This window comes from Thermoprotei archaeon, from assembly GCA_038881895.1.
Classification (GTDB): Archaea; Thermoproteota; Thermoprotei; order Gearchaeales; family WAQG01; genus JAVZOV01.
In genome coordinates this window covers 154,812-181,597 of the sequence record JAVZOV010000001.1, presented here as the reverse complement: position 1 = coordinate 181,597, position 26,786 = coordinate 154,812, and the positions used below count along the sequence as shown (strand labels likewise).

General features: G+C 35.9%; 24 protein-coding genes, 1 tRNA gene and 1 pseudogene. 14 read left to right on the top strand and 12 right to left on the bottom strand.

Annotation, left to right across the window (positions count from 1 at the left end):
- Window positions 1-24 precede the first annotated feature (24 nt).
- From QW128_00965 to QW128_00940, 6 genes are all read left to right on the top strand, one after another.
- Entirely contained in the window at window positions 25-978 is a 954-nt protein-coding gene (locus QW128_00965) for a MoxR family ATPase (GenBank protein ID MEM3832157.1), read from the top strand.
- A 7-nt stretch (window positions 979-985) separates the two neighbouring features.
- Entirely contained in the window at window positions 986-2,251 is a 1,266-nt protein-coding gene (locus tag QW128_00960; GenBank protein MEM3832156.1) for a DUF58 domain-containing protein, read from the top strand.
- Window positions 2,238-2,717, top strand: a complete 480-nt coding sequence (locus QW128_00955) for a hypothetical protein (GenBank protein ID MEM3832155.1) — start codon at window positions 2,238-2,240, stop codon at window positions 2,715-2,717. Before QW128_00960 ends, QW128_00955 begins: the two co-directional genes overlap by 14 nt.
- Window positions 2,718-3,198: 481 nt before the next feature.
- Entirely contained in the window at window positions 3,199-4,449 is a 1,251-nt protein-coding gene (locus QW128_00950; GenBank protein MEM3832154.1) for a Glu/Leu/Phe/Val dehydrogenase, read from the top strand.
- A gap of 130 nt (window positions 4,450-4,579) precedes the next feature.
- Window positions 4,580-5,371, top strand: a complete 792-nt coding sequence (locus QW128_00945) for a 6-hydroxymethylpterin diphosphokinase MptE-like protein (GenBank protein MEM3832153.1) — start codon at window positions 4,580-4,582, stop codon at window positions 5,369-5,371.
- A 491-nt stretch (window positions 5,372-5,862) separates the two neighbouring features.
- Window positions 5,863-6,318, top strand: a complete 456-nt coding sequence (locus QW128_00940) for a hypothetical protein (GenBank protein ID MEM3832152.1) — start codon at window positions 5,863-5,865, stop codon at window positions 6,316-6,318.
- Between the two features lie 2 nt (window positions 6,319-6,320).
- Here the strand turns inward: QW128_00940 and QW128_00935 are convergent, their stop codons facing one another.
- Both QW128_00935 and QW128_00930 read right to left on the bottom strand, forming a co-directional pair.
- Entirely contained in the window at window positions 6,321-7,127 is an 807-nt protein-coding gene (locus tag QW128_00935; GenBank protein MEM3832151.1) for a 50S ribosomal protein L11 methyltransferase, read from the bottom strand.
- 249 nt (window positions 7,128-7,376) lie between these two features.
- On the bottom strand, window positions 7,377-8,201 hold the full coding sequence (locus QW128_00930; GenBank protein ID MEM3832150.1) for a hypothetical protein: 825 nt from the start codon (window positions 8,199-8,201) through the stop codon (window positions 7,377-7,379).
- A 559-nt stretch (window positions 8,202-8,760) separates the two neighbouring features.
- Between QW128_00930 and QW128_00925 the strand changes: the two genes are divergently transcribed.
- Complete coding sequence (locus QW128_00925) at window positions 8,761-11,193, top strand: valine--tRNA ligase (protein MEM3832149.1); 2,433 nt, start codon at window positions 8,761-8,763, stop codon at window positions 11,191-11,193.
- A 3-nt stretch (window positions 11,194-11,196) separates the two neighbouring features.
- Here QW128_00925 and QW128_00920 read toward each other — a convergent pair whose 3' ends face one another.
- Complete coding sequence (locus QW128_00920; GenBank protein ID MEM3832148.1) at window positions 11,197-12,444, bottom strand: putative sugar nucleotidyl transferase; 1,248 nt, start codon at window positions 12,442-12,444, stop codon at window positions 11,197-11,199.
- 61 nt (window positions 12,445-12,505) lie between these two features.
- Between QW128_00920 and QW128_00915 the strand changes: the two genes are divergently transcribed.
- The gene (locus QW128_00915; GenBank protein MEM3832147.1) at window positions 12,506-12,973 is read left to right on the top strand and encodes a hypothetical protein; all 468 of its coding nucleotides are present in this window, start codon (window positions 12,506-12,508) and stop codon (window positions 12,971-12,973) included.
- Between the two features lie 2 nt (window positions 12,974-12,975).
- Here the strand turns inward: QW128_00915 and QW128_00910 are convergent, their stop codons facing one another.
- Together QW128_00910 and QW128_00905 are read right to left on the bottom strand one after the other, a co-directional pair.
- Entirely contained in the window at window positions 12,976-13,377 is a 402-nt protein-coding gene (locus QW128_00910) for a DUF2153 family protein (GenBank protein MEM3832146.1), read from the bottom strand.
- Window positions 13,378-13,471: 94 nt separating this feature from the next.
- Window positions 13,472-15,892, bottom strand: a complete 2,421-nt coding sequence (locus QW128_00905) for a plasma-membrane proton-efflux P-type ATPase (GenBank protein MEM3832145.1) — start codon at window positions 15,890-15,892, stop codon at window positions 13,472-13,474.
- Window positions 15,893-16,034: 142 nt separating this feature from the next.
- Between QW128_00905 and QW128_00900 the strand changes: the two are divergent.
- Both QW128_00900 and QW128_00895 read left to right on the top strand, forming a co-directional pair.
- A pseudogene (locus QW128_00900) lies at window positions 16,035-16,226 on the top strand (helix-turn-helix domain-containing protein).
- Window positions 16,227-16,275: 49 nt separating this feature from the next.
- Window positions 16,276-17,463: a zinc ribbon domain-containing protein gene (locus tag QW128_00895; GenBank protein ID MEM3832144.1), complete on the top strand. Its 1,188-nt coding sequence runs from the start codon at window positions 16,276-16,278 to the stop codon at window positions 17,461-17,463.
- Window positions 17,464-17,538: 75 nt separating this feature from the next.
- Here the strand turns inward: QW128_00895 and QW128_00890 are convergent.
- A tRNA-Leu gene (locus QW128_00890) sits at window positions 17,539-17,650 on the bottom strand.
- Between the two features lie 260 nt (window positions 17,651-17,910).
- Here QW128_00890 and QW128_00885 point away from each other — a divergent pair.
- Complete coding sequence (locus QW128_00885) at window positions 17,911-18,369, top strand: YbaK/EbsC family protein (protein MEM3832143.1); 459 nt, start codon at window positions 17,911-17,913, stop codon at window positions 18,367-18,369.
- Window positions 18,370-18,421: 52 nt separating this feature from the next.
- On the opposite strand, the gene QW128_00880 is transcribed toward QW128_00885, so the two are convergent.
- The 3 genes from QW128_00880 to QW128_00870 form a co-directional block, all read right to left on the bottom strand.
- On the bottom strand, window positions 18,422-19,249 hold the full coding sequence (locus QW128_00880) for a DUF92 domain-containing protein (protein MEM3832142.1): 828 nt from the start codon (window positions 19,247-19,249) through the stop codon (window positions 18,422-18,424).
- Between the two features lie 131 nt (window positions 19,250-19,380).
- Window positions 19,381-21,168, bottom strand: coding sequence for a glutamine--fructose-6-phosphate transaminase (isomerizing) (glmS, locus tag QW128_00875; protein ID MEM3832141.1), 1,788 nt, complete (start codon window positions 21,166-21,168; stop codon window positions 19,381-19,383).
- A gap of 39 nt (window positions 21,169-21,207) precedes the next feature.
- The gene (locus QW128_00870; GenBank protein MEM3832140.1) at window positions 21,208-23,118 is read right to left on the bottom strand and encodes an arginine--tRNA ligase; all 1,911 of its coding nucleotides are present in this window, start codon (window positions 23,116-23,118) and stop codon (window positions 21,208-21,210) included.
- Window positions 23,119-23,314: 196 nt separating this feature from the next.
- On the opposite strand from QW128_00870, the gene QW128_00865 reads away from it, so the two are divergent.
- Complete coding sequence (locus QW128_00865) at window positions 23,315-23,464, top strand: hypothetical protein (protein MEM3832139.1); 150 nt, start codon at window positions 23,315-23,317, stop codon at window positions 23,462-23,464.
- 10 nt (window positions 23,465-23,474) lie between these two features.
- A complete protein-coding gene (locus tag QW128_00860; GenBank protein ID MEM3832138.1) occupies window positions 23,475-24,401 on the top strand; it encodes a 4Fe-4S binding protein in 927 nt (308 codons plus the stop codon).
- On the opposite strand, the gene QW128_00855 is transcribed toward QW128_00860, so the two are convergent.
- Together QW128_00855 and QW128_00850 are read right to left on the bottom strand one after the other, a co-directional pair.
- Window positions 24,389-24,868, bottom strand: coding sequence for a GNAT family N-acetyltransferase (locus QW128_00855; GenBank protein MEM3832137.1), 480 nt, complete (start codon window positions 24,866-24,868; stop codon window positions 24,389-24,391). The two genes, QW128_00860 and QW128_00855, sit on opposite strands and share 13 nt — an antisense overlap.
- Before the next feature lie 14 nt (window positions 24,869-24,882).
- A complete protein-coding gene (locus QW128_00850; GenBank protein MEM3832136.1) occupies window positions 24,883-25,416 on the bottom strand; it encodes a hypothetical protein in 534 nt (177 codons plus the stop codon).
- A 40-nt stretch (window positions 25,417-25,456) separates the two neighbouring features.
- Between QW128_00850 and QW128_00845 the strand changes: the two genes are divergently transcribed.
- Complete coding sequence (locus QW128_00845) at window positions 25,457-25,714, top strand: hypothetical protein (protein ID MEM3832135.1); 258 nt, start codon at window positions 25,457-25,459, stop codon at window positions 25,712-25,714.
- A gap of 4 nt (window positions 25,715-25,718) precedes the next feature.
- Here QW128_00845 and QW128_00840 read toward each other — a convergent pair whose 3' ends face one another.
- Entirely contained in the window at window positions 25,719-26,231 is a 513-nt protein-coding gene (locus QW128_00840) for a methyltransferase domain-containing protein (protein MEM3832134.1), read from the bottom strand.
- Window positions 26,232-26,786: the final 555 nt, after the last annotated feature.

The window sequence follows — 26,786 nt, the reverse complement described above, 5'->3', positions numbered from 1 at the left end:
TTGGATTAATAGTAGTGAGAAGATTTGAGAATTAGCGAAGTTAATGCATTAATTAATAATGTAGTAAATGAGGTGTCCCGAATTATAGTTGATAAAGATAATGTTATTAAACTTTTGTTAATGGCTGTGTTGGCTAATGGTCATGTTCTTATTGAGGATTTCCCTGGGTTAGCAAAAACTTTAATAGCAAAAAGCATTGCTAAAGTTCTTGGTTGTAAATTTAGTAGAGTTCAATTTACACCTGATCTTTTACCAGCAGATATTATAGGCTCAATGGTATACAATCAGGCTGAGAGTAGTTTTGAGTTTAGAAGGGGCCCTATTTTTGCTAACATACTTCTAGGTGATGAGATTAATCGTTCTCCTCCTAAAACACAGTCAGCGTTGCTGGAAGCTATGCAAGAACATCAGGTAACAGTGGAGGGTAAGACATACAAACTTCCTGAACCGTTTATTGTAATTGCTACGCAAAATCCAATAGAGTATGAAGGTACTTATCCATTACCTGAAGCACAGATTGATCGTTTTATGATAAAACTCAGTATCGGATATCCTTCTAAAGAAGGAGAGATTGATATACTGAAGCGTAGAATTTTGCGTCGAGCGGATGATGTTGAATTAAAGAGTTTGGCTACACCAGAAATCATTATCGAGAGTCAACAAGCTATTGAAGATGTTTACGTAAGCGATGAGGTGTTAAAATATATTGTGAACATAGTAAGAGCAACACGTAATCATAGTTATGTAGAGGTTGGTGTGAGTCCTAGGGGGACTTTGGCACTCCTTAAACTTTCACGGATTAGGGCTGTTGTCGAAGGTAGGGATTATGTCATACCAGATGATGTCAAGGAGGTTGCCCCTTACGTTCTTTCTCATAGACTTATACTAAAATCTGAATTATGGATTAAGGGAATTCGTCCTGAACAAATAATATCACATGTTATAAATGAAGTTGAAGTCCCTAAATCAATAAGGTAAGCAAGAAATGTATACAAAGCGTCTCCTACTTTTTATAATTGTCATAGTGTTAGCATTGTTTTTTGCATTGATAGCTGAAGAATGGAAGCTATACATAGTAGTTATAGTATTGTTATCTGAATTAGGTTTATCTGTGTTAAACATGCCTGATAATATTAATATTAATGCTGACTTTAAAATTGATGGTGAAAGGTTTTATTTAAACGATGAAACTATTGTAAATATAGTTGCTCATAATAAAGGGAGTCCTGCATTTGTGAAAATTTTCCTGAAAGTTCCTTCAGGAGTACAGCTTGAAGGTTATTACGGATTAATAACTAGGCTAAATCATGACGAGATTAAGAACTTCAATGTTAAAATAAGGTTTGTGGAACGAGGTAAGTTTAATATCGGGCCCGTATCTATCATTGCACAAGATCCTTTAGGGTTTATTTCAAAAGTTATTGATGTTCCTGTTGTTAAAAAGATTGTTGTGTTTCCATCATTAAATACACGCGGAACTTTAATGTTTCAAGCAAAAAGAACTGGTGTGTGGCCAGGATCCATAATTTCAAAACGATTAGGATCTAGTATGGAATTTCATGCATTAAGAGACTACATTCCGGGAGATGACATCAAAAGAATTAATTGGAAAGCTTCAGCCCGATTTAGAAAAATAATATCCAATGAGTATGAATCAGAAAATGTGACGGATGCTGTGGTTGTTATTGATGCTAATGGCTTGACAAATAGAATTGATTATGAGAAAATGACTCTTGAAGCATGTGTTTCAGGAGCAGCAACATTGTCTTATGGATTACTAGCACAAGGTAATAGGGTTGGGTTAATCTGTCTTGGTGGTACAAGAAACTGGGTAAAACCTGGTTTTGGTAAAAAACAGTTATTAAAAATCCTTTACACACTATCTGAAGTTAAAGCTGGAAAGGAGCTGCCAGTCGACCAGGTACTTTTAATACTAGCACCATTCATGCTCAAGCCAGGATCTCACATATTTTTTATATCACCTTTAATGGATAGCAGCATAATAAATGCAGTAAAAGATTTAGTTAATGAGGGTTATATAGTAACGGTCATATTCGCATTTTGCGATAGCACAACTGCTAACCCCTTTTTAAACTTACCAATAGAAATTTTAAATCTTGAAAGAATGCTTATCTTACACAGCTTATCACCAATAGCAAACACGATAATCTGGAATTGCAAACCTGATATAATGAAAACGCTCTCTTCATCTAAACAACCATTAAGGAGGAGGTACTATGCGCGATATTAACAAGTTAAGAGTACTAAGCATGTTATTTTTATTCCTCCAAGCAATTCTTTGGTCAAATAATACTAATTTAATGATAGCAATCACCATCTCACAATCTTTTTTGATCATTATCAATAAAGAGAAAATAAATCAAATAGTATCACTAATAACATTTGCTTTACTTATTTATGGAACGCTGAATGCATCGGTGTCTGTCATGTCAATATTAAGAATAATAACATCATACATTATCTTTACATTGCTTTTAATAACTAGTGATTTATTAAAAGATGAAGAAAAATATTACATCGATGTGTCAAGATTGTTTTATCACATATTTTCAACGATGAGCATAATAATTATGTTTTCTGCATCACTAATGTTATTAAGTTCTTTATTTTTCTCATCACAACCAAGCTACATAGACATCGTAATACTAATAGTATTAGTAGCAATGTCATTGATACTAATAATGCAAAGCTCCTAACATCTTTTCCACCGTTGTGGGATTCATGGATTTTCGTCCCTTCCCTCTATCGGCAAACGCTTTCGAGGGCTTTCGCCGCCAACGGTGAAGGACGGCACATTGGAAGTTTCCCCGCCTGCCTGTCGTCCTATTCGCATTGGAAGCAGGACCCATATCGGCATAAAAAATCAACTCAAAACGTCTATAAAAATCTATCTATTCAAAAACTGCTCACCAACCCCTCAGTAAAGGATTTCAGTTGTGATAATTGATACGAAATAATGAAATTTAATTATGATGCTGTTAATAAGATTAAATATTTTATGAAACATGAGTAATTACTGAGTAAGAAATTTCCATGGAAAATTTTGTATCTCATCTTTTATTATACATGAAAGTATATTATATATTAGTAATATTTAAAATATAATGTTAATTTTTCCTAGAACATCATGGTAAATCTTAAATAGACAGATCTATTTCTTTAGCTTGGTGATTACGCTTGGCAGGTAAAAACCCGTATGAAATAGCCGTTGAGCAACTTGAAAGGACAGCAAAAATTATTGATCTTGACAAGAACATTCTTGAACGTTTGAAGAAGCCTGACAGAGTATTAGTTGTTCATTTCCCAGTAAAAATGGATGATGGTAGTATTAAAGTTTTCACAGGATTCAGAAGTCAACACAATAATGCTCTTGGACCTTACAAAGGTGGTGTAAGATATCATCCAAACGTAACAATTGAAGAAGTGATGGCTCTCTCGATGTGGATGACATGGAAATGCGCGGTGGCTGGATTACCTTATGGTGGTGGCAAGGGTGGAGTTATAGTCGACCCCAAAGCACTTTCACGTGGCGAACTTGAAAGATTATCAAGAGCATACTTCAGAGCCATAGCACCTATTATAGGTCCATTAGTAGACATACCAGCTCCTGATGTGTATACTGATTCTCAGACAATGGCATGGTTCATGGACGAATACTCAAAGGTTGTTGGATACAATGCGTTCGGTGTCGTAACAGCAAAACCGATCTCAATTGGTGGTTCACTAGGCCGCGAAACGAGCACCTCACGAGGATTATTCTTCGCTACGATAGAAGCTGCAAAGAAATTAAACATAGATTTAAAGAAAGCAACAATAGCCATACAAGGATATGGAAATGTTGGTTCTTATGCTCATATGTATTTTGATGAGATAGGAGCAAATGTAATCGCAGTAAGCGATTCAAAAGGAGGTATTGTTAGTGTTAATAATAAACCATTAAAGTATAAGGATGTGATGGCACATAAAAAGACTACCGGAAGTGTGTTGGTTTTTCCAGGAACAAGACAAATAACTAATGAAGAATTACTTGAGCTCGATGTAGATATACTTATACCGGCAGCGCTTGAAAATCAGATAACTGAAAAGAATGCACACAAAATAAAGGCCAAATTAGTTGTCGAAGGCGCCAATGGTCCAACTACACCTGAAGCCGATGATATACTGTTCAAGAACGGCACAGTAGTGGTACCCGATATACTTGCAAATTCAGGTGGAGTAACAGTATCATATTTTGAATGGGTTCAAAACTTAATGAACTACTATTGGAGCGCAGAAGAAGTCGATCAGAAGCTTAAAAATATCATAGTGAACGCATTCAATGCTGTATGGGAGACAACTAAGAAATACAATATAGATATGAGAAGAGGAGCGTATGCTTACGCACTTAACCGAATAGCAACAGCAATGAAGTTGAGAGGTTGGGTCTAAACATAGCATAACATTTTTATTTTTAATAAGAATCTTAGGAAATTTTAAACCTGTAAAATTTTCTTCTTTAAATTACTTAAAACAATTTTATTCAATGCATCTTTATATCAGATCCGTACTTTTATAGAATGTGGTTGCATTAGAAAACTGGCTACCATGGTATGAGAAAATACGTTTATCCATGGGGTACAATAAACTATCAGATATACGAGCGTGCAAAATACTTTCTATATTATTAAGAAAAAAGGAACAAGCTAACTTAAATCATCTAAGCAAATTAATAACGGGAAAAACAGTTTTCGTTTATGGTGCTGCTCCTGAGCTCGATGAAGCTGTTGAGCGAACTTTAAAGATTGTTAATAAAGTAATCGTAATGGCAGCTGACGGGTCTGTTACAAGGCTTCTAGAAAGTAACATAGTACCAAATTTCGTATTTACAGATCTTGATGGAAGAATGGAGAGTATTTTGGAAGCTTCATCAAAAGGATCAATAGTAGTAGTTCATGGACATGGTGACAATATTGACAAATTACGTTATACAGTGCCTAAATTAAAAGGTCAAGTCATTGGAACATGTCAAGTTGAGCCATGCAATGGGGTATATAACTTTGGCGGATTTACAGATGGTGATAGAGCAGTCTTTTTTGCCGAACATTTTAAAGCAAAAAACATCGTATTACTAGGTTGGAGTTTTAAAGGCTTTGTTGGAAAATATTCTAAACCGTGGTTAACAAGCATTACTAAAGCATCTGATACTAAAATGAAAAAGCTAAAATTTGCAAGAGAACTCATCTCATGGTTATCAAAAATTTCGAATACTCGAATATTTTCAGTTGGTGAAGAAATACCAAACACTATAAACATTAAATATGACAGTTTACACCACGTATTAGTTTCTCATAAAGAAAAACCCATTCGATAATACTACAATATACAATGAATTCAGTAAAAAGCCCACTCTTTAAGCCTCTTTTCCATGAGTTGAGCATTGAGTAAGTCATGCTTTTGTATGGGAACATCCAAAATTTATTGAGTTAACATCATGTTTACTTTCGTTCATTCCAGAGCTAAAGCTCTAACTTTCTTGTCAAATTATTTGTAAAAAGGTTAAAAGGCTAAAGCTCGGCTTCCACCTCAGACACCTCCATCACTGAGACCCACTTTCGACAGAAGAGCTGAAATCTAGTAACAAAACCTAGTAATGAGTCTGAGACAAACCAGTAATGAAACAATAAATGTTAAGAACAGTACACCATAAACCAATATCGCTCAAAGTGAATTACTGGCTTAAGTGCGAAGAGGAGGTCAAATATATATGTTGCTGGAAAGTTAAAACACATTGTTCATTCCATGAATTAACAACAATCAATAAAGCTATATATTTTGATCATGAATCATCATAATTGATACAACATGTCACACAATACTGTTGGTAAAATAGAATTTGATGCTGATGTGACTATATATAAAACAAATGGTGAAGTAATCAGTATGTCTACACCGCTTTATGTGCATTTTAAGGGTTTTCAAGGAGCGCGTTCCACACATTTAGATTTAGCAAGTTCGGCTATAATAAACTCATTAAAACTCCGACGGGGAGGAATGTATGCATTAATGAGTAACGACGGCGATGTTATCGAGATATACGTTTCAAAGCAAGATTCTAATTTAATAGGAATCTCAAGGCTTAGGGTAAGGTCAACACTCTTCATTAATTTACAAACCACAAAAAGTAATGAGTGGATATGGATTGGAGTAAAAGAAGGAAACTTAATAATAAATCTTAAGAAAGAACATATAAGAGTTATTGAGAATACTATAAAAGAAAGATATCCCTTAATAATGAGCGAATTGAGTTACAAATATTAAGTTCATTTTTTAATAAAAATATCAATGGCTATTCTATAGCTTCTTGGAGCAATGCTACCTATTGAACGTGCATTTATATAATAGTCAAAAAAGTTTAACTGTTTTAATAAGCTTTTGTAATCAGTTATTGCTGATTCTATAGCATCTCGTTTCCTCCTTCCTCTGTACATATCATAAACATGTACCCAACCTTCTTTTTTTAATGCTTTCACTGCTTGAATAAAATATTCCTTTGCTAACAGGGGAAGAGGCATTAAAATTCTATCAAATGTATTATTAAAACCTTCACTTAGAAATCCAGCATCAGATCTTATGACTTCAATAACAGATGATACATTATTTATTCGTGCATTTTCTAAAGTAAGTCTTGCTGCATACTCATTTATATCAGTAGAAATGACGACTTCGGGCTTCGAATAAAGAGCTATGGATATAGAAAAAGCACCAACACCTGAGAACATGTTAAATACACGTTCACCTGGTTTTACTATTCTACCAATTCTTAAGTGTTCAGCATGCAGCCGAGGAGTAAAGAACACTTTATCAATATCAATCTTAAGTATGTAATCATTTTCTTTATGAAACGTAACAGTTCGCTTTTCCCCAGCAACCCATTTAACAGCACGTTTACGTTCTAATCCTGAGTGAGGACCTACCTGTGAATAGACAGACCTTGCATAGCTTAGAGCAATAATTAAATTACCTATTTCTTGAAGCATTTCGTAGCTTAAATCACGATTTTTAATAATTGCCAGATCACCTATGATGTCAAATTTCACCTTTATATCTTTATACAAAATACTGCACATACACTTCACTTCAGGTTTATGTGAACTGCTCCATGGCTAATGTTGTGAGCTTTCAACGTTTAACTGAGACTTTACGCTTTCAGTCACATTTGCTCGTTTGGGAAACTCACAACTTCCCCATCCCATGACTCTCGTTAAGGTATAGATTATGTTTATACATGTTCTCCTATGATGGAACATCTCATTAAATGTTTAGTTTTAGAGTATTTAAATTTTGCCCAAAGTTCTAGGTTTTCTGGGCACTCGTTTTTATATAAAAAACGCCAAAATCGCGAGCAATGAAATTATTAGCAGCAAAAGAGCAATTATCATAGAATATTCAATATTAACTTTACCTATTACATATAAATGAGTAGATATCATAAAGACTGTGAAGATAGAAAGAGCTGCACCTGTTAAATACGAAAATCTGGGGTAGTAACCTTGTGTAATACGGATAACCCACATGAATAACATGTACACTACTTGTGGCCAAAACGCGAGAGGTAAAGTGGTTAAAAAGCTCATTGCAGAAACATTTCTATTAAGCAATTTTGTTATTGGAAACATTATTAAGAATAGTATTAATATATTTACCATGTACCAGATGACTGTTTCTCCGAATGATGAGATTGTTGGCCAACCATATATTAGAACAGCCCTAATATTCGTGAAACCAGATATCAATGCAAAAGAAAGTATCATCACAACTGATGTAAGAACTTTATAATGATATGGCATACTGTCCATTAACCTAAACAATTCTAAAGGAAATAATGGTTTGAGCTTATAAATAAACTTAATTAATTCTACATTATATGCTCTTCTTATCTGTGCATCGTCTTGTCTTATCAACCAATATACTACACGCCCACGTTCACTCAATGTATATGTCCCATCTTCCTGTTTAAGGATTATATCATCAAATCGCTTTATTGTATCATAAAAAAGGCCCGCAGATATGTTGAGGTCCCTAATAGCCTTTGTCGCTCTAACAGAACCATTTTCACCAATATAACTTATTATCCGCCAAGCATTTTTATTACTAATTACTCTATAATAGTCATCCAGTGAGTCGCTGACATCTTTGCCCATTTTTATTACAAACTATACTGTAATTTATGCTTAATAAAGTTTACATAAAAACCTGTTAGGAAAATTTGCAAATGTAGTCATGAGCTTCCAGCGTTTAGGATGAGCTTTATGTTCACTCCCTCATCTGCTGGTTTGAGGTGCTCGCAGCTCCACTATCCCATAGAGCTTTTATCCTATGAGCTATGTTTTTACTCCAATTCAGATGTCTTTCCATCCACATCAGGAACATCTAAATTAGTGAGCTAACTTCGTGTCTAAACTTTTGCTCATTAATCCCAGAGTTAAACCCTAGGTTTTCTGGGCACCTATTCTATAAGCAAACCACTCGAGCAGAGTTAATTTTTAGAAAAATGAATAAAATGTTATATTTCTATTGTTTGGTGAGTGAACTAGTAATACTTAAATATTCCTAAACCATAATTTTGTGAACTTGTCATGCCTAGTATACACAAACATGTAAGTTTGCAGCAAAATCAAAGAAATACTATTAAAAAGCTATATATCAGTGTTAAATCAGTAATTCTCAGTATACAGGCAAGGTCTAAGATAGTGATGTAGAATGATGGAGACCAGATATAATTTTAAATCTGTTGAAGAAAGATTAGTTAATTTTTGGAAGGATCTCTATAGATTTGATCGTTTAGATAAGTCAAGACCTACGTACGCGATAGATACGCCTCCACCATATCCTAGTGGAGAATTTCACGTAGGTAATGCATTAAACTGGTGCTATTTTGATTTTGTTGCAAGATACAAAAGAATGAGAGGTTTTAATGTGCATTTTCCACAAGGTTGGGATTGTCATGGATTACCTACCGAAGTTAGAGTAGAAAACATACTAGGTAAGCGTAAGAGTGAGATGTCTCCACAAGCTTTCATTAGATTATCCAGGGAGTATACTGAGAAATGGATTGAGGAGATGAAAAAAGATGTGATTCGTCTTGGAATATCCATAGATTGGAGTTTAGAGTATAAGACCATGGACCCTGATTATTGGAGAAAGACACAATTGTCGTTTATTCTCATGTATAAAAAAGGTTTGATTTATAAAAGCGCACACCCAATATATTGGTGTCCACGTTGTGAAACAGCTATTGCAGAGGCTGAAGTCGAGTATGTAAGTAAACCAAGTAAGTTATATTATGTTAACTTTTTTAAAGCTGATGATAATTCACCAGTAACTATTGCTACTACAAGACCAGAATTGATATCAGCTTGTGTTGCAGTAATGATAAATCCCAATGACAACAGATATGCTCATCTTATTAATAAGAAAATCCGTGTTCCGATTTACAATTATGAAGTACCAGTTATCGCTGATAAGGACGTTGATCCTAATTTTGGTACTGGCATTGTGATGGTATCGACATATGGTGATAAAACTGATGTGAAATGGCAAAAGCGTTATTCATTGCCTGTTAGAGAAATGATCAACGAGCATGGAATAATGAAAGAAAATTCTGGATTGGTAAAGGGTTTGAGTGTGAATGATGCTCGAAAGAAAATGGTCGAAATACTTAAGGAACATAAGTTATTAGTTAAGACTGTTGACATTGAAAGTACTGTTGGAACGTGTTGGAGATGTCACACTCCTATCGAGATACTTTCACGTTCCCAGTGGTTTGTTCGTACCATGGATCTTAAGGATCAAATTCTGAAGTGCGCTGATAAAGTTAAATGGGTTCCAGAGCATGCTAAAAAAAGGTTAATAGATTGGGTTAATTCATTAGACTGGGATTGGGTTATATCCAGACAGCGACTTTTTGCAACACCAATACCTGTATGGTATTGTAAGAAATGTGGGGCTACAATAGTAGCAGAGCCTGAGTGGTTACCTGTAGATCCTAGGTCTGAAAAACCAAGGATCGATAAATGTCCGTATTGTGATTCTACTGAGTTTATTGGGGAAAGCGACGTCATGGATACATGGATGGATTCAAGCATAACGTGCGCTGTTCATGCAGGTTGGCCTGATAATTTTGATCAACGTTTATTACCTGCAGATCTACAACCAAACGGTTATGATATAATACGAACATGGGATTATTATTTAATGGTAAGACATGTAACCCTTTTTGGTTATGCTCCATATAAAACTGTCTTAATAAATGGAATGGTTAGAGGTACTGATGGACGAATGATGCATAAGAGTTATGGCAATTATGTTGCGTTAAGAGAAGTGCTGGATAAATATGGTGCAGATGCATTTAGACTCTGGGCTGCTACTGGCGCTACTACTGGGTCAGATATAAGATTCCGTTGGGAAGATGTAGATTTCAATTGGCGCTTCCTTACAAAGCTGTGGAATGCAGCAAGGTTTATAATGTTAGAGGCTGGCACTGATGTACGTTTTGATAAGGAGCCAAAACTGAGATTGCTCGATAAATGGATAATATCTTTAATGGAAGAATTGACATCAAAAGTTACTGAAAGTATGGAAAATTTTGACTACATGAGCGCATCCACAGCTATAAGAGATTTTACGTGGCATATATTTTGTGATGATTATTTAGAGGCTGTAAAATATCGACTAAAATCAGATGATGACGATGATAAGTACGCAGCAAAATACACATTGCATGAAGTTCTCCTTAGAATACTATTGTTATTGGCACCATTCGCACCTTATATTACTGATGAGATTTACAGCAGATTTTATTCACAAACAACCGGAATAAAGAGCATACATCTAGCTAAATGGTCATCTGTGAAGGTAGAAAGAATAGATAAGGAGGCTATAATAAAGGGTGATGTAATAATTAAGGTGATTAAATCCATGCGACGAGCAAAAGCAAAGGCCAGAATACCTTTAAATGCATCGATACCTAAAGCCATTATTTATACAAGAACATATAAAGAATTATTAAGCAACCATATGCAGGACATACAAGGCACGTTAAAAATACAAAATCTAATCATAACAGGTGACGGTAATGGTGAAGAGAAAGTTGAAGGGTATCCGGAGATAGAATTCACGATAACAAAGCATTAATGACTAAAACATTGCTTTCCCTCTTATTACACCAAATTTTTCTCGCTCGATTTCTGTTTTTTTAAATGCATCACGTAACAATTGCTCATATTCAAGACTCATAATCTTACCTTTACTTTTCATAAAACGTTTCGCACTTTCTATTACTGACTCTATTTCTAGTTCAAATGCTTTTTCTTTGTCTCCTAGCCATATAGTAAACGAGGGAATGCTTCTGTCTGCTTTTGAATAAATGTGTGCAGACGCACCAATGATTTTTCCACCATAAATCGTGGTTCCAACGGAGATTTTCACGTGATCGCCCACAAAGGCACCTAACTTAGTTAAATTAGTTCTTATTTTTCGATCATAGAGGTCAACGTTTATATAACCCATTGTATTTTTTACGTTCGAAAAAACTGTTAATGCACCAACATTTACATACTCACCTATGTATGAATCTCCAATATAACTTTGATGACGAGAATTGGTGTTCATCGATATTATGCTGTTAGTGACTTCACCACCGATGATTGAATTTGAACCAATCGATGAACCTCTTATATGAGCGTGTGCAGTTATCATCACATTATCACCAATAAATGTCGGACCTTCTATGCGGCTAGGCCCCTGAATATAACACTTATCACCAATAATTATCGGACCATTTTTTGTATTAAAAATCACTGAATTCTCAACTTCTACAGAACCCATAGTATAAACATCTTTGTATTCAGTATCGTGTAATTTATTTTTCAGAAAAGCCGAATGCTGCAGCATCAGTGTTTTATTTAACACTATATAATCCCAAATGTTTTCAAACGTTCGCAGTCCTGGTATTTTTGTTACCTCACTTGTATTAATTACCCCCTTCATTATATCATTTAAAAAAGCTGATACATCATTAATTAAGTATCCAATTACTAAGGAACCATTCTCACTAAAAAATAGCTTATTCGTTGAAGGAGGATTACTTATTACTTTGTTTAGAAGCTTAATTAGCTGCTCATTAATTATAGCTCGCCCATTTATTATTATTGAATCACTACCCATCGATTCATTCCATATTTTTTGTGCTCCAAATCTAGACTTTAATTCATCCATTATTTCATTGCGCAGTGAAGCTACGAATATTTTTAATTTGTCATTAGATGAAAATGTTGAAGTAAAAAAGGACAATATGCTATAAGCACCATGAAATATTTCAAAAGATGGTTTAAGAAGAGTAAAGGGATGAAGTTGTTTTGAATCTTCAAATATTACTATGTTCATTATGAAATATAATTAGAAAGAAATATATAAACTTTGATTAAATAATGCATGTGGGTATAACATGAGAGAAAAAATCGGTGTATTAATGTTAACCATATTGATAATTCTCTACCTAATGCCCAATTCATATGCTTCACCCTCAATAATTTTGGATCTAATTAATATAGATGGAAGAAACAGCATACGTGTTAATGTTTATTTTAATTCATCTACTGATGGATACTTAGATCAGGTACAACTAATAATGAATAATACTATTATTGCTGAATGGAATGTTTATAGCAATAATTCACCGTCATCGTACATAAAGGTTATCGGTAATGTGACCGGACTTACATCCTTTAAAGCTAGAGCACACTTTAGTAAATACGGATGGATTTCTAGTGACTATTTATACATTAGCAATAATATGCTGACAACAACTACTCCACCATCATCTATAAAGGATGTCATAATGCTTTCTAGCTTTATACTCATAGGCATAGCACTGTATCTTTTATTTATTAAAAAATGGATGATTAGATTATAACTCTATAATGATAAAGGTGGTCCTCTACTCTCTTCACTCTTACCAACTTTCAAAAGTAATTGCGGTATATCCACGTTTGCACTCTTTACATACTCAACAAATTCCCCAGTATGCTTAATATCAAACTCAATTAACTTTATCATGGTTTCCCAAAGTTTCGTGTGGACTTCACGAAGCATGTCTTCAGGCATAACACTTATTATGACTGGATTTTGTAACCAATTCTCAAATCCTCTCAATGTTTTGATTGCTTGCGTACAAGCTGTTCTTGCAGCTAACATTAATGTTAATCTATCTGCCTTTTCAAAATATTTCTCGTTCTCTTTAGCTATATCGAGTAGGTTTTTCTGCTCATTTATCCAATCAGTCATACTTCTTATGAAACCAGGTCCCAGGATACTCAATTTTTTTAACCCCATATTTATTAAAATAAGGTTACCTATTACCTTTTCTATCCCAACACTTTTAGACTTTCGATGACATATTTTAACCTTAAGTTCAAAGTTGGAATTTTTTAAAGGCTAAATATTTAAAGTGGTCAACGAATCCAATGGTAAATAATGCTGGAAAGACTAGGGCGAAAAGAACCTGGTCTGGTGAAAGTGAAGGAATTATTATGCCGTATATGCCCAACAATGTGAATCCAATTATCACAGCTATAATAGATGCAATCAATTCCTTGCCGGGCTTTGAAGACCAAAAATGTCTTCTTTCTCTTACAATGTACACTCTAAATTGGCTGTTAAAAATGAGCACCAACATTATAAAAGTGCGCAGTCTTTCCAACCCTAGCTGAAAATAAATTTTTCCTATTACCATTGCAGTAACGTCTTCAACAACCAAGAGTAAACTAACTACAAGAGATGCCAATGTAATGTTTTTGACATTCCACTTGTTTGGATTACTTGTGTGTTTCACGTTATCAGTTGCCAGTGACATTGTTGAAAAATCGTTTGCAAAAATTAGTAGTGTCATACCTAATAGGCTGAGAACAACGTCATGTAACCAGAAAAATCCAAGCGTCAATAAAGTGATGAATTCTATTACTTTACTAATTTTATTTATGACCCACGTTAGCATTCGTTGGTATACCTGTCTGCTTATTTTTATCGCGCCAACAATCACTTTCAAGCCTTCTTCGGTTAAAACAACACTGGCAGAGGCTTTCGCCACATCTGTCGAGTTACTCACAGCTATTCCCATTTCCGCTTGTTTAAGTGCAGGCGCATCGTTAACTCCGTCACCAGTCATTCCAACCATATGTCCATTCGATTGCAAAAGTTTCACTATCTCATATTTATCTTCGGGATATACCTCAGCAAAACCATCATACTTCTCGACAATTTTTGTTCTCTCTGCTTCATTTAGGGCTTCAAGTTCAGCTATTGGAATGATTCTATCACCGATTGAGGCTTGAGAAGCTATCTCTTTGGCAATATTGATATTATCGCCTGTAAGCATCATGGGCTTTATGCCAAGCGCTTTAATCTCCTCCACCATCATTTTTGAATCTGGTCTTATAGGGTCGGCCAAAGCTAAGAGCCCCATAAACATGAGTTTGTCTAAATCTTTGTCATTCGATTTTGCCACTGCTAAAGTTCTGTATCCTTTGTGGGATAACTCTTCTAACACCTTGCTTACTTCTTGTTGTATTTCATCTGCGTTCTTGCATAGAGCTAAAATTATTTGGGGTGCACCTTTAACGGCTTTAAAACGTATTTCTTTGCTCTCAATAATGGCCTCGGATCTTTTAATGGTTGGGTTGAAAGGCGTGTAGGAGACTCGTTTATATGAATTGAGATCAACGGCTAGCGATTTTGCGTAGTTTATAACTGCTAAATCTATTATGTCCTTGCTTTCTTCTTCAGACGCCAAAGCTGCTATTGATATTACATCTTCTCTTGTATACTTAAAAAAGGGTATGACTTCAGCAACTGAGAGCTTGTTTTGTGTTATTGTGCCTGTTTTATCCAAACAGACTACGTCTATTGAAGCTGCATCTTCAACAGAATCAAGACGGGTCACTAGAGCTCCTTCTTTTGCAAGCTCAATAGCACCAACAGCTTGAACTATGGTGAGTACTGCTGGTAATGCCACTGGAATGGCGCCCATTAGGAAGATAACTGCAAACGTCAGTATGGATAGAAAGCTTATATTTAAAAGCAAGGCATATGCTGAAGTTAAAATCAACGCCACTATTGCAACGTACATCATATACTTAGTAATAGACATTATTATTTCTTCTTGATGAGATTTTGGTTTAGCTGCTTTGACTAATTCAGCGGTTCTTCCGAAATACGTGTTTGCTCCAGTATTAACCACAACACACTTGGCTTCGCCTGTCGTCACTATAGAACTCGAGTAAATAATATCTGAAGGACCTAAATTCACTGGTAAAGATTCTCCTGTTAAAGCTGATTGGTCAACAGAAAGTTCACCGCTAACTACTTTGGCATCTGCAGGCACTAAGTCGCCAAGTCTTACTAGTATAATATCTCCTGGAACAATTTCTTTAGCATCTTTTAATATCCATTTTCCTTCACGCAACACCTTCGCTTTTATCGCTAGCCTCTTTTTTAAAAACTGCAACGCCTTTTGTGAACGATGTGAATGTATGAAACCTATGACAACGTTTATGGTGAGTAAAACAAAAATTATGATAGCTTCAAGGTAATGACCGAGAATATATGAGAGGATGATGGCTAATTCCAGTAGCCAAGGCATAGGACCCCAATAACGTTTAAGAAAATCTATGAAGGGATTCTTCTTTTCTTCCACTATCTCATTGTATCCAAACTTTTCTATTCGATTTTTTGCTTCAGCCTCTGTAAGCCCCTGCATAGATGTTTCTAATATTTTGAGTGTTTCTTCGATGGACAATTGCTTAAACTCAGAAGTGCTCTTTATCTTGGTAACCATGTTCCCTCCCTGAAATCAGTAAAATGATAGTATCGTATAAATGTTTAGACGTCTCTTATCTGTGAAAGTTACAGTTATGCCGGATACGCCTCTTTCAGCAGTTTCAGAATAGATGTGTTTAAATATTGGTAGATATAGGAGAATATTGATGTCCGAAAAGCTCTATACAATCAAGGAGGCGAAGAAGCTTCTTGGAGTCACCACCTGGACCATTCAGCAATGGGATAGGCAGGGCAAGATTAGGTGTGTTAGAACCCTTGGAGGACGCAAGAGGATCCCTGAGAGCGAAATAAAACGCATCCTTGGTTTAAGAGAGGAAAGAATTATCGTAGGCATGAGAAGCCGTAAGTATAGGGAGGTTGTTGAAGGTGTCAGGAACCTTGTTGGTTAAAGCATACTCGATACCGCATAACCTTGAGGTAAGTGAGCTTATAGAGGATTACATGTGTCTCCTGAATGCTATTCTGGACGATCTCTGGGGGAGCATGATGTGGGAGAGGGAGGACAGGAGGATCATACCGCTTCTCAGGAAGGACAGGGGCTTCAGGAGGGAGCTCAGGGACAGGCATCTCGGGGGATGGACCTATTCCAAGCACTACGTGGACTCAGCGATAAAACAGGCTTATTCTGTGCTTGAATCGTGGAGGAAAAGATATCTACGTGGGCGGGCTGGAAGAAGAAGGCCTGAGTTGAAGAGGAAATTCGTTAGAGTTAAGGAAACCCTCTACAGCTACAGGGATGGAATTCTCAAGATTTCAGTGAAACCCTATGAAGAAAGCGTGACCGTAGATTTGAGGAAGACGTGGTGCTGGGATAGGATTAGGGGATTAGAGCTCGGCGAACTCATACTCAAGCAGAACAGGCTCATAGTAACCGTTAGAAAGGATGTGGAACTGAAGGTCCAGAACCCGATAGCATGGGACGTAAACCTCTTGACTTTGGATGGTTATGATGGTGAAACCCACCACTCGATAAGCTTGAAGGAAATTTACACTATCCACAGGACGTACGAGCTGAAGAGAAGGGTCATCCAGAAGCTACCCGGAAAAACGAGGAAGAAGCTCCTGGAGAAGTACCGCTCGAGGGAGAGGAACAGGGTTGACGACGCGCTGCACAAGCTGGCTAAACAGTTATCCAACAGGACAAACGTCTTCGAGGACCTGAGGGGGTTCAAGGAAAGGATTGCTAGGACGAAGAGTAGGAGCATGAACAGGCAGAACAGCAAGCACGACTACATCAAACTACAAAAGTACGTGGAATACAAATCTGCGTGGAACGGTTATGCTACCATATATGTGAAGGCGAAGGGCACCTCGAAGACCTGCTCCAAATGCGGGTACTACAACAAAGACCTAAGAGGAGCAGTCTTCAAGTGCCCAAAATGCGGACTTGTAATCGATAGGCAGAAGAATGCATCAATAAACATTTGGAAAACGTTCCTTAGGATGTTGGGATTCATGGGTTCACCCCGAAAGGAGCAGAGCTCGATGAGTCCTCCAATGAACCCTGAGGAGGACAAGAGGGATGAGGCTCAAGAACTAAGTATGGAATCCATACATATCCATACTTAATTCAGAACCCTATCAGACTTCATAAACCAATAAAAAATAAACAACGTCAGCATTTATAATTTACTGGTAAATTAGTGCGGGGGGTGGGATTTGAACCCACGATGGCCTTAGCCACGGGATTTCTTCTTAAACCCCTTCATGATAGATCTTAAGTCCCGCCCCTTCGTCCTATCTCGGGCACCCCCGCCCACTATGAATTCTTTACTAATAACTTTTATAAAAATATTCCCAAACATATTCTAATGTAAGCCATCTTACCTTCAGCAATGAGACAAATCACATGAATAATTTTGCTTTTAAATACGGTTCTTACTTACTGGGTTCTGAGTTAAGTAGGAATATATAGTGAATTGTTATTTTCATTCCTACTTAACCCTTCCCTCTCGATTAATTCGTTGAGGCGTTAAATTTATTAGGTTTATCTTAGCAGTAACTTAATGATACAAAATGAGAAGTGTTGAGAAGTTAAAGAAATTTATTAATGATCATAATATTTCAGCAGAGCTTATTGTATTAAAGGAGAGTACTAAAACTTCACACATGGCTGCTAATGCTTTAGGTTGTAGTGTTGCTGAGATTGCTAAATCAATAGTGATATTATGTAATGAACCTATGGTTATAGTAATTTCTGGTGATAAGAGGGTGGATTTGAACAAAGTATCTAAGCTGTTTAGTTGTCAAGCAAAAATGGCTGACCCTGATACTGCAAGAGAGGTTACCGGGTTTCCTGTCGGTGGTGTTCCACCGTTTGGTCATGATAAGCCTATTAAAGTATTAATAGATAGATCTGTTGAACGATTTAAGGTTGTTTATGCGGCTGGTGGTTCTCTAAATTCTATAATTAAAATACCGGTTGACGTGCTAAAACAAGTAACTGGAGGTAGTATTGTAGATGTTTCTGAATAAATTAAATGCTCCATTAATTTTATTTATTATAAAACTGATTAAGAGTTTAAAACTAAAGTATCATTAATTGATAAATGATCATTGCTATTATTGAACCCATGGTTATTGAGAGTAGATTCACAACGTGGTTATTTATAAATTTGTATCCTGAATCATGTTTTGCTATTGATCCACATTTACTATGCATGTAATATTTTGAGTACGTATGACATTTTTCACACCAATATTTTGCTTCAAGCTTGGCACCTAGAAGACTATCTAATAATGAGCCTAGTAATCCTGTTAGTGATGCCAGAATTATTATTTGCATTGGTTGCATCTGAATTAGGTTGAATAATGCTGATATAACACCTATCGATAATCCTCCTAAGATGGAAGCTAATGTTCCAAGTAATGAGATTCCTCCTGAATATCCGGGAGGAACATTTTTTGATAGGTTTGTTATTAATCTTGGTGGTGTTTTTGAAAGAACGCCTATTTCTGTTGCGGTAGTGTCTGCTGTTGCTATTGCTATGGCTCCAATGAAGCCTACAGCGATTATATCTCCTTTAATAAAACTTTCTAAAATTGCGTAAATTACTGGAATGCCACCATTAGCCAGGACATTTTTCCAATCTCTTGCACCCTCTGGATCCGCTATTCCTATACTATGTTTGTATTCTTTGCGATACTTGGTTACAATACTGCAGCACAAAAAGAAGAAAAGGACCAAAAAGAACCATCTTATGTCTCCGAACAATGTTAGCATTATTCCAATAATTGTTGCTGTCAGGAGACCCGTGTTTGTTAAGAATCTATATTTATAAGAAACTATAGCTAGCGGAGTTATTATAATCGCAAAGATTACTAATCCATGTAGATCGCTAGCTACTCCTGTCATTTGTTACAAAGTGTGTGCCAAAGTATAAAAACATTTCTTTTTATGTATTATACATTGATATAATAATTCATACAGAAATATTTTAATAAAATCCAAATTTTTATAAATTATAAAGAAATTTTTATGTCAAGTTAAAAGACTGTCACTGATTTTGCGAGGTTTCTGGGCTTGTCAGGATTAAAACCTCTTTTTACAGCTAAATGGTAAGCAAGTAGTTGCAGTGGTACGATTCGAAGTATTGAGTCGGAAGAAGGGTCTCCTATGGTAGGTGTGTTAATGGTAATGTCTGAAAATGCATTTCTATTACCTATAAGGATTATTTGTGCACCTCTTGCTTTCATCTCCATTATATTTCCTGACATCTCATCGAAATTTTCATCAGGGGGATCTATAAATATGCAGGGGAAGTTGTTGTTCACTAAAGCTATTGGACCATGTTTTGATTCGCCAGCTGGGTATGATTCTGCATGAACATAACTAACCTCTTTTATCTTTAAGGCTCCTTCCATAGCCAGTGGTACTCCGAGCCCTCTACTGAGGACATAACAGCTTTCACAATTCTTTATTTCTTGTGCCAGTATCTCAGTTTCTTGATCTATTGAGGGCAGTATTTTTTCAAGAATGTGTGATACGTTGATCAAATTTTGTAAATGTTTTTTGAATGTGTCATTGTCAGATATTCTTGCTGAAATTAGATCTAGTATTGTGATTTCTGAAATGAATGTTTTTGTCGCTGCCACACCTATTTCTGGACCAGCCAGCATTGGTATATAATCGTTCACAAGTCTGGTTAATGTCGAACCGATGACATTTACTATTCCATAGGATTTTACTCCTAAATACGCTGCTCTCTTTACTGCGGTAAGAACGTCCATAGTTTCTCCTGATTGTGATATAGCTATTATTAGATCGTTTGAAGATAGTGAAGGTAATATATATCTATTAAACTCAGATGCTATTACTGGATACAACATAATTCTGTTTGCTTGTGAAAATAAGTAAGAGCCATAGAGCGCAGCATGGTAACTTGTACCACTTGCAATAATATATATGCGGTTTGCCTTTAATAGGTTAACGACCAGCTTGTCTAATGTACTGGCTTTTATGTTTAGAGCATTCCTTATTACAACGGGTTCCTCGTAAATTTCTTTGAGCATAAAATGCTTATACGCGCCCCTATTTGTTATCTCAACACCCCAATTAATAATCATAGGTTTTCTGTTTACTGGATGTCCATCAAAGCTCATTATTACATATGAGTCCTTTGTGAGTATTGATATCTCATCGTCCTCTAATGGAACAATTTTGTTTGCGTATTTCAAGAGAGTTGGAATATCTGAGGAGCAGTATAATGCCTTGTCTGAGATTCCTATGTAGAGCGGGCTTTCTTTTTTCATACAAACAATTTTATCAGGTTCACTAGCATAGATGACTGCTATCGCAAAAGAACCGCTTAACTTTTTAGCAGTTTTTAATATTGCGTTAGTGAACGAGTCTGTTTTCATGTATTCCTCTATCAGATGCGCAACTGTTTCTGTATCGGTATCCGAAAGAAATTGATGACCCAAATCTTCGAGTTCTTTACGAAGCAGATAGTAATTATATATAATACCGTTATGCACAACCGCGATTTTACCTGTACATTCAGTGTGGGGATGGGCATTGTAATCTGTCGGAGGCCCGTGCGTCGCCCATCTAGTATGTCCAATTCCAATTTCGCCATCAATTCCATCAAAGTTTAATTTGTAAATTAGGTCATCTATTTTCCCGGATGATTTATTAACTACGAGCTTTTTATCGTTAATGAAAGCAACACCCACGGAATCATAACCTCTATACTCAAGATTTTTTAGTGCTTCATAGAGAAAAGTGCCAAGCTTCACATTATTATTCCCTATTACACCAATAATACCGCACACGCCAAATCTAAAATATTATTAGCGTGAATAGTAAATATATTACATGCTTTCTAACGGTTTTACACCTAATAAGTGAAAAACGTTACGAGCCACTCGTGTAAAACTATCCACAACTGCAAGACGCGTACTTCTCAATGGTTCGTTTTCCTTTAAGACTGGACACTTTTCATAAAATTTGTTAAAACTATTAGACAATTCGTATATGTAAACAGCGAGATTTTGGGGTTCTAAATTTATCGCTGCATCTCTTACTACTATGGGAAATTTACTGATCATCTTAATCAGTGTTTTTTCTTCTTCTGTGATGAGAAGTTTAGGATCAAATAATTTGATATCATACATATTGGCCTTTCTTAAAATACTTCGCGCTCGGGCATAGGTGTACTGCAAATACGGCCCAGTATCTCCTTCGAGTTTGAGTGCTTCGTTTATATCAAAAACGATTAACCTATTCCTATCAGCTTTAATTAATTGATATCTTAACGCAGAAACGGCTATATCTTCAGCTACTTCATTCAACCATGATTCGCTAGCGTTGGGGTTACGTTTTTTGCTCTCTTCCTTCGCGCGTTCTTTTAATCTGTCCAGAACATCGTCTACGTTGAAGTAAATTCCATGTCTACCTGACATATGAACTATCTTTGATTCTATGTCTTTAGCGCCCATCATTATTGCGGTTTCTCTGCTTAATGCTACAACTTCATAACTGTAATGCAAGTACTTTTTAGCTAACTCTGGTCCTCCGAGAGCGTTTAAAATAATATTGATGACTTCCTGAAGACGGCTTTGCCTCACATCTATTACAGAAATTGCTAAATCTGAGCCTTTAAAATCTGGATGCGATGTTTCTGAATTTTTAAGGCTTGTTGACCACAATGCTTCACCATTAGGTTGTTTTTCTAGATAAACTTTATAAGAAAAGTCTTTGCTTAATAATCCAACTTTCCACATAGCGTAAGGCAAGTCTTTTGCTATATATGTGAGCGTTCCATCAGATCTCACAACAATCTTGTCTGTTTCCTTTGCGAATCTAGGAATGTGCCTAAGTCTTATTACCCAGCATCCTTTGTACTCACCCTCTGTTTCATAAACTACGAGATTCTTAGATTTTAGCAGGTTAAAAACTTCCTCCCATAATCCTGTTTTGACGATATCGCTCTCCCAATTCAGAAGATCGAAATGTGCTCCTAATCTCCAGCAAGTTTTCAATTGATCAGCTAAGACGCGTTCAGCAATATTTTTAGTAAAGTTGGCAATTTCATTGTTACCCACTTCAATCATTCTTAGAACCTCCGCTCTGTATTTTTCTAGTTCAGGATTTTCTTCATAGCTTTTATTTACCTTAACATACACCTCATCACCACAGTATTTATCAAAACGCATACCTGCTGGTGGCTCTGGATTAAATCCTAAATATCTAAAGCCCACAACAACGTCAGCAATTTGTGTTCCTGTATCATCAATATAATTCAACACATAAACTTTATGCCCAGTAAAACGAAGTAGTCTTGCAAGCGAATCTCCTAGGCATGTATTTCTGGCATGTCCTATGTGCATTGCTTTGTTAGGATTTACATTCGTATGTTCTATGAGAACCTTTTTATTATGACCTAAATTAAGAGCTCCATATTTATTATCCTCTGTTAGCACTCTGAATATTGTTGCTAGTGTAAATTTTTCAAAGTTTATCTTAAAATTAAGAAACCCATCAATTGCGTTCACATCCGCTATAAGACTTTCAGTTGTCAAGCTTTCTCTAATTTTCTTTGCTATCTCTTCAGCAAGTTCTTTAGGATTTTTATTCATTTTCTTGGAGATGCGAAAGCATATGCTTGAGGCTAAGTCTCCAAACTCAGATCTTGGTGGCTCTTTTAAATCAAACTCCCCTAAATCACCTAGTTGAGCCCTTAATAGTTTTTTCGCTTCTTCTTCCAGTAAATCGAATGCCACACCATTCTAATAATTTACTATGTTGTATAAAATCTTAACAGATGAGATTATGAGAAAAACTCAAGTAAACATGAAATTTTGTCAGAGCTGCATGGGTCGGTCATTGCTGAGCTCCCCCCTTTCAAGCTTCATCATGTAATATTATTTAGTGCAGAGAAGCTTAAATATTTATTGATTTTAAAGTAGGTAGATCGGCATGATCTCTAGAACAAGGATAATAACATTAATGTTACTAAGTATAGCAGCGACATTGTTCACAATGATAATAGAGTTTGATCAACTTAATTCGATCCTAGAATATTGGAAAAATATAATATCAGCAGGATTTAATGGCATCTTTCCATAGGTGATTAAAAATGTCAAAAAATATATCAAAAAGGTTCATTAATTTTAGCATTAATCAACGAAATTACATAGTATTACGCGTGATACGTTTTTCAGCCCAACTGATCTTCTTATTTGTCGTAAATCTCGCCCTAGGACCGTATCCAGTGCCATTACCAGTTCTTGGACTTTCAGCACCATGGAGTACGTTTCCTGGTGTGTTTGAGCTACTACAGATTATGATTGCTTTACTAGTGGTTCCGATAATCCCTATAATAACTCTGATACTATCAAACATATTCTTGGGTCGTATATTTTGTGGTTGGGTGTGTCCTTTTGGTTTCGCTCAAGATATAGTAGCAGTGGTATCAAACGCTCAGCGAAAAATAAATCCTAAAACTCATGCATCACTGCATAAAATTAGATGGATAATACTAATTCTAACACTAATGTTTAGCTTTATATTTGCATATATAAATTCAAGAGGGTTATTAAGTACATATGAAACATACTTAGGAAAAGCATTCGTTCTCACACCGTATAACGCATTCTCGCCTGACACACTGATCTTTTCGACGATACCGTTAAGCATTCTCCTAGGGTTTCCTAGTGATATATTAAAAGGTGCGCAATATTTAGTAGGAAATGGTGTTCTACTAATGAGGTTCATTATAATGGTGATAGTATTAATAGGAATGGCCAAAGTGGAACGTTTTTGGTGTCGCTATGGTTGTCCTATAGGATTACTTAATGGTATTGTTTCAAAGTATTCTGTATTTGGAATATACAAGTATCCTGAACGCTGTGATAATTGTGGAGCATGTAATAGAGTATGTCCCGTTCAAATAGATATTGAAGGTGCTGGTTTAGGACGTATAGACTACTTTGAATGTGTCTCATGTATGCAGTGTGTATTTGTGTGCGACAGAAAAGCTTTAAAAATATCTCACAGATCATAATTGTTTATTTTTAGCTTCTTACGCATAATTATACCATAGTCTTCATACCCACTATTTTTATAAAAACGTATAGCATCAGCATCTTTTAATACTGATAAGCGAACTTCTAAAAAACCTTTAGAGAGAGCTATGTCCTCTGCTTTTTTCAAAAGTAACGTCCCAATCCCCTTGCCACGCCACTCTTTTCTTACATAGAGATCAGTCAACACAGCATAACCAAAAACTCTTAAGATTGGAACTAAATTGCTAAGTTCAATTATGGCATAACCTATTATAAGATCTTTATAATGTGCTATCAATACCTGACATGGATCTTCCGCAATGAGTAACGCAACATGGTTTAGCCATATTTTTAATGCAGTAGATGGATCTGATAAAGATAGGTCCAGCTCTTTAATCATGCTCATCCAAAGTATGCCTAAGTTCTTCAGATCAGAGGTCTCAGCACATCTAATATGAATATCCATATATTAACACCATTTCACATTAATTCATGCAATCCTTGTGCACTCTTCATAGAAAGAAGTTTACTGGTCGCATTTATTACACCTAAATCTCTATTATATTCTATCAAACCCCTTGATTCTAATTCTTTTAATACTTTGTCAATGTTATGTATTTTATTACCTAACTCTAATCGGAACCTGATTTCACCAACACTAAAATACTTCCGAAGATAGTTGATAGCAGTCTCTAGCTCTTTTTCTAGTATACTGTCTATCTGTTGAACTTTCTCTGCTTTTTGAACTTGCTCTTGGACGGGTTGTTTAAGAATAACTTCTCTTGGAAGCTGAAATAGTGGATCTGAACTAGGCCATATACCAATTTGTACTATCTTACCCAATTTTTCTGCTTCAGATAATAATGCATAAAGCACAAGCATACTACCACCTTTATTTTTGATCCAGTCCAGAAGATGCTCAATAGAAACACGACCGTTATTATCCTTTAAAATCTTTAATAGCTCATCCAAATATTTACTATTTATTTGAGCATTCCTTGACACGCGCACCACAATATTTATTTCACCAAACAAATATGAATACTTAAGCACTATGGCAAATGAAAGATGTTTAAAAAATAAGCAAGAAATATTAAATCTAATTAAGCAGATTAAATATTCAATAGATCAATTAGCAAACGATGGGATACTAAATTCAGAAGGCAGAAAAATGAAGTGGATTCTCATCCGTAAATTATTGGCAATCCCAGAAACAAAAATATACGTACAGCGTTTAAAAAAATCAGATCATGAACAAAGTTTTTTAGATGCAATAAAAGAAATTGAGCATTATTTATTAGAAAATTCATAACGATTTAAAAGAATTTGGGACGCGGAATCTCAGATTTTTTAGGTGGCATTATGTAAAGATATAACCTATGAACTCTACCGTTCTCTTCTTTAAACTCCTCTGAATAATTTGGCATCCATCCTGGTACTTCGAAATCATGCGATATCACTCTTACACCTGGACGCAATTCCTTTTCTAACTTAGGTCTAATGCGTTCATTTACACTAGTTAAAAGATACATGGTAACAACACTGGCTTTGCTTATATCAGCCTCAAAGATATTACCATGCATGATCGTAACTTTATCATCAAGACCTAAACTCTTGATCTTACTCTCAATATTAGATACAAATTCTTTACGTATTTCTATTCCAACCGCGTGTGCACTAAAGAGTGTTGCTGCAGTTATTATTATACGTCCATCCCCTGCCCCGAGATCATAGACAAGATCACCAGGTTTTACTCCTGCGATTTCAAGCATACGTTTCACCACAGGTTCTGGTGTAGGAACAAAGGGCACATCTGGTATATAACTCATCCCCACACACCTATCAAGTATTTTTCCAAGTTACCATATATATTTAGCGTTACAGAAAAATTCAGCAAAAAACCTAGAACCTTAATTCTGGGATGAATTATATTTCTCCTTGTATATAAAGTTAGCCAGAAAACCCACGCGTTTTAACCGTGGGATGAATGGTGCAAAATTTAATGAGTCCCTCAAAGTAATCGATCTTGGATGTTCCGTGCAGAAGGATGTTCGGTTGACGGTTGAGTCAACACAGCCCATAGGGTAATGGGCTCTATGGGATGGCGGAGCTGTGAGCCCCGCAAACCAGCAGATGTGACTGGAAGCGTAAAGCTCCAGGCGAACGTTGGAAGCTCCCGGCTTCAGCCGTGGAGAAGCTCACTAACAGACTTAAGCTAAGTATTTAGCTTAAGCTAAGTATTTAGATATAACGCTCTTGGACGAGTGGTTTAACAATCAAGCGGGAGCTAGGTCGCTTACTCTAAGAGTGCTCTTGATAGTGCCCAGGGATGAAGCAAGTTGGATTCTTGAAGTCATGATGAAGTTAGAAAAATTGTACATATA

What these genes read in the sequence shown, in the direction of transcription:
- QW128_00960 (MEM3832156.1), top strand. Translation starts at nt 986, where the DNA reads ATGTATACAAAGCGTCTCCTACTTTTTATAATTGTCATAGTGTTAGCA.
- QW128_00955 (MEM3832155.1), top strand. Translation starts at nt 2,238, where the DNA reads ATGCGCGATATTAACAAGTTAAGAGTACTAAGCATGTTATTTTTATTC.
- QW128_00940 (MEM3832152.1), top strand. Translation starts at nt 5,863, where the DNA reads ATGTCACACAATACTGTTGGTAAAATAGAATTTGATGCTGATGTGACT.
- QW128_00935 (MEM3832151.1), bottom strand. Translation starts at nt 7,127, where the DNA reads ATGTGCAGTATTTTGTATAAAGATATAAAGGTGAAATTTGACATCATA.
- QW128_00930 (MEM3832150.1), bottom strand. Translation starts at nt 8,201, where the DNA reads ATGGGCAAAGATGTCAGCGACTCACTGGATGACTATTATAGAGTAATT.
- QW128_00925 (MEM3832149.1), top strand. Translation starts at nt 8,761, where the DNA reads ATGATGGAGACCAGATATAATTTTAAATCTGTTGAAGAAAGATTAGTT.
- QW128_00920 (MEM3832148.1), bottom strand. Translation starts at nt 12,444, where the DNA reads ATGAACATAGTAATATTTGAAGATTCAAAACAACTTCATCCCTTTACT.
- QW128_00915 (MEM3832147.1), top strand. Translation starts at nt 12,506, where the DNA reads ATGAGAGAAAAAATCGGTGTATTAATGTTAACCATATTGATAATTCTC.
- QW128_00905 (MEM3832145.1), bottom strand. Translation starts at nt 15,892, where the DNA reads ATGGTTACCAAGATAAAGAGCACTTCTGAGTTTAAGCAATTGTCCATC.
- QW128_00885 (MEM3832143.1), top strand. Translation starts at nt 17,911, where the DNA reads ATGAGAAGTGTTGAGAAGTTAAAGAAATTTATTAATGATCATAATATT.
- QW128_00880 (MEM3832142.1), bottom strand. Translation starts at nt 19,249, where the DNA reads ATGACAGGAGTAGCTAGCGATCTACATGGATTAGTAATCTTTGCGATT.
- QW128_00865 (MEM3832139.1), top strand. Translation starts at nt 23,315, where the DNA reads ATGATCTCTAGAACAAGGATAATAACATTAATGTTACTAAGTATAGCA.
- QW128_00860 (MEM3832138.1), top strand. Translation starts at nt 23,475, where the DNA reads ATGTCAAAAAATATATCAAAAAGGTTCATTAATTTTAGCATTAATCAA.
- QW128_00855 (MEM3832137.1), bottom strand. Translation starts at nt 24,868, where the DNA reads ATGGATATTCATATTAGATGTGCTGAGACCTCTGATCTGAAGAACTTA.
- QW128_00845 (MEM3832135.1), top strand. Translation starts at nt 25,457, where the DNA reads ATGGCAAATGAAAGATGTTTAAAAAATAAGCAAGAAATATTAAATCTA.
- QW128_00840 (MEM3832134.1), bottom strand. Translation starts at nt 26,231, where the DNA reads ATGAGTTATATACCAGATGTGCCCTTTGTTCCTACACCAGAACCTGTG.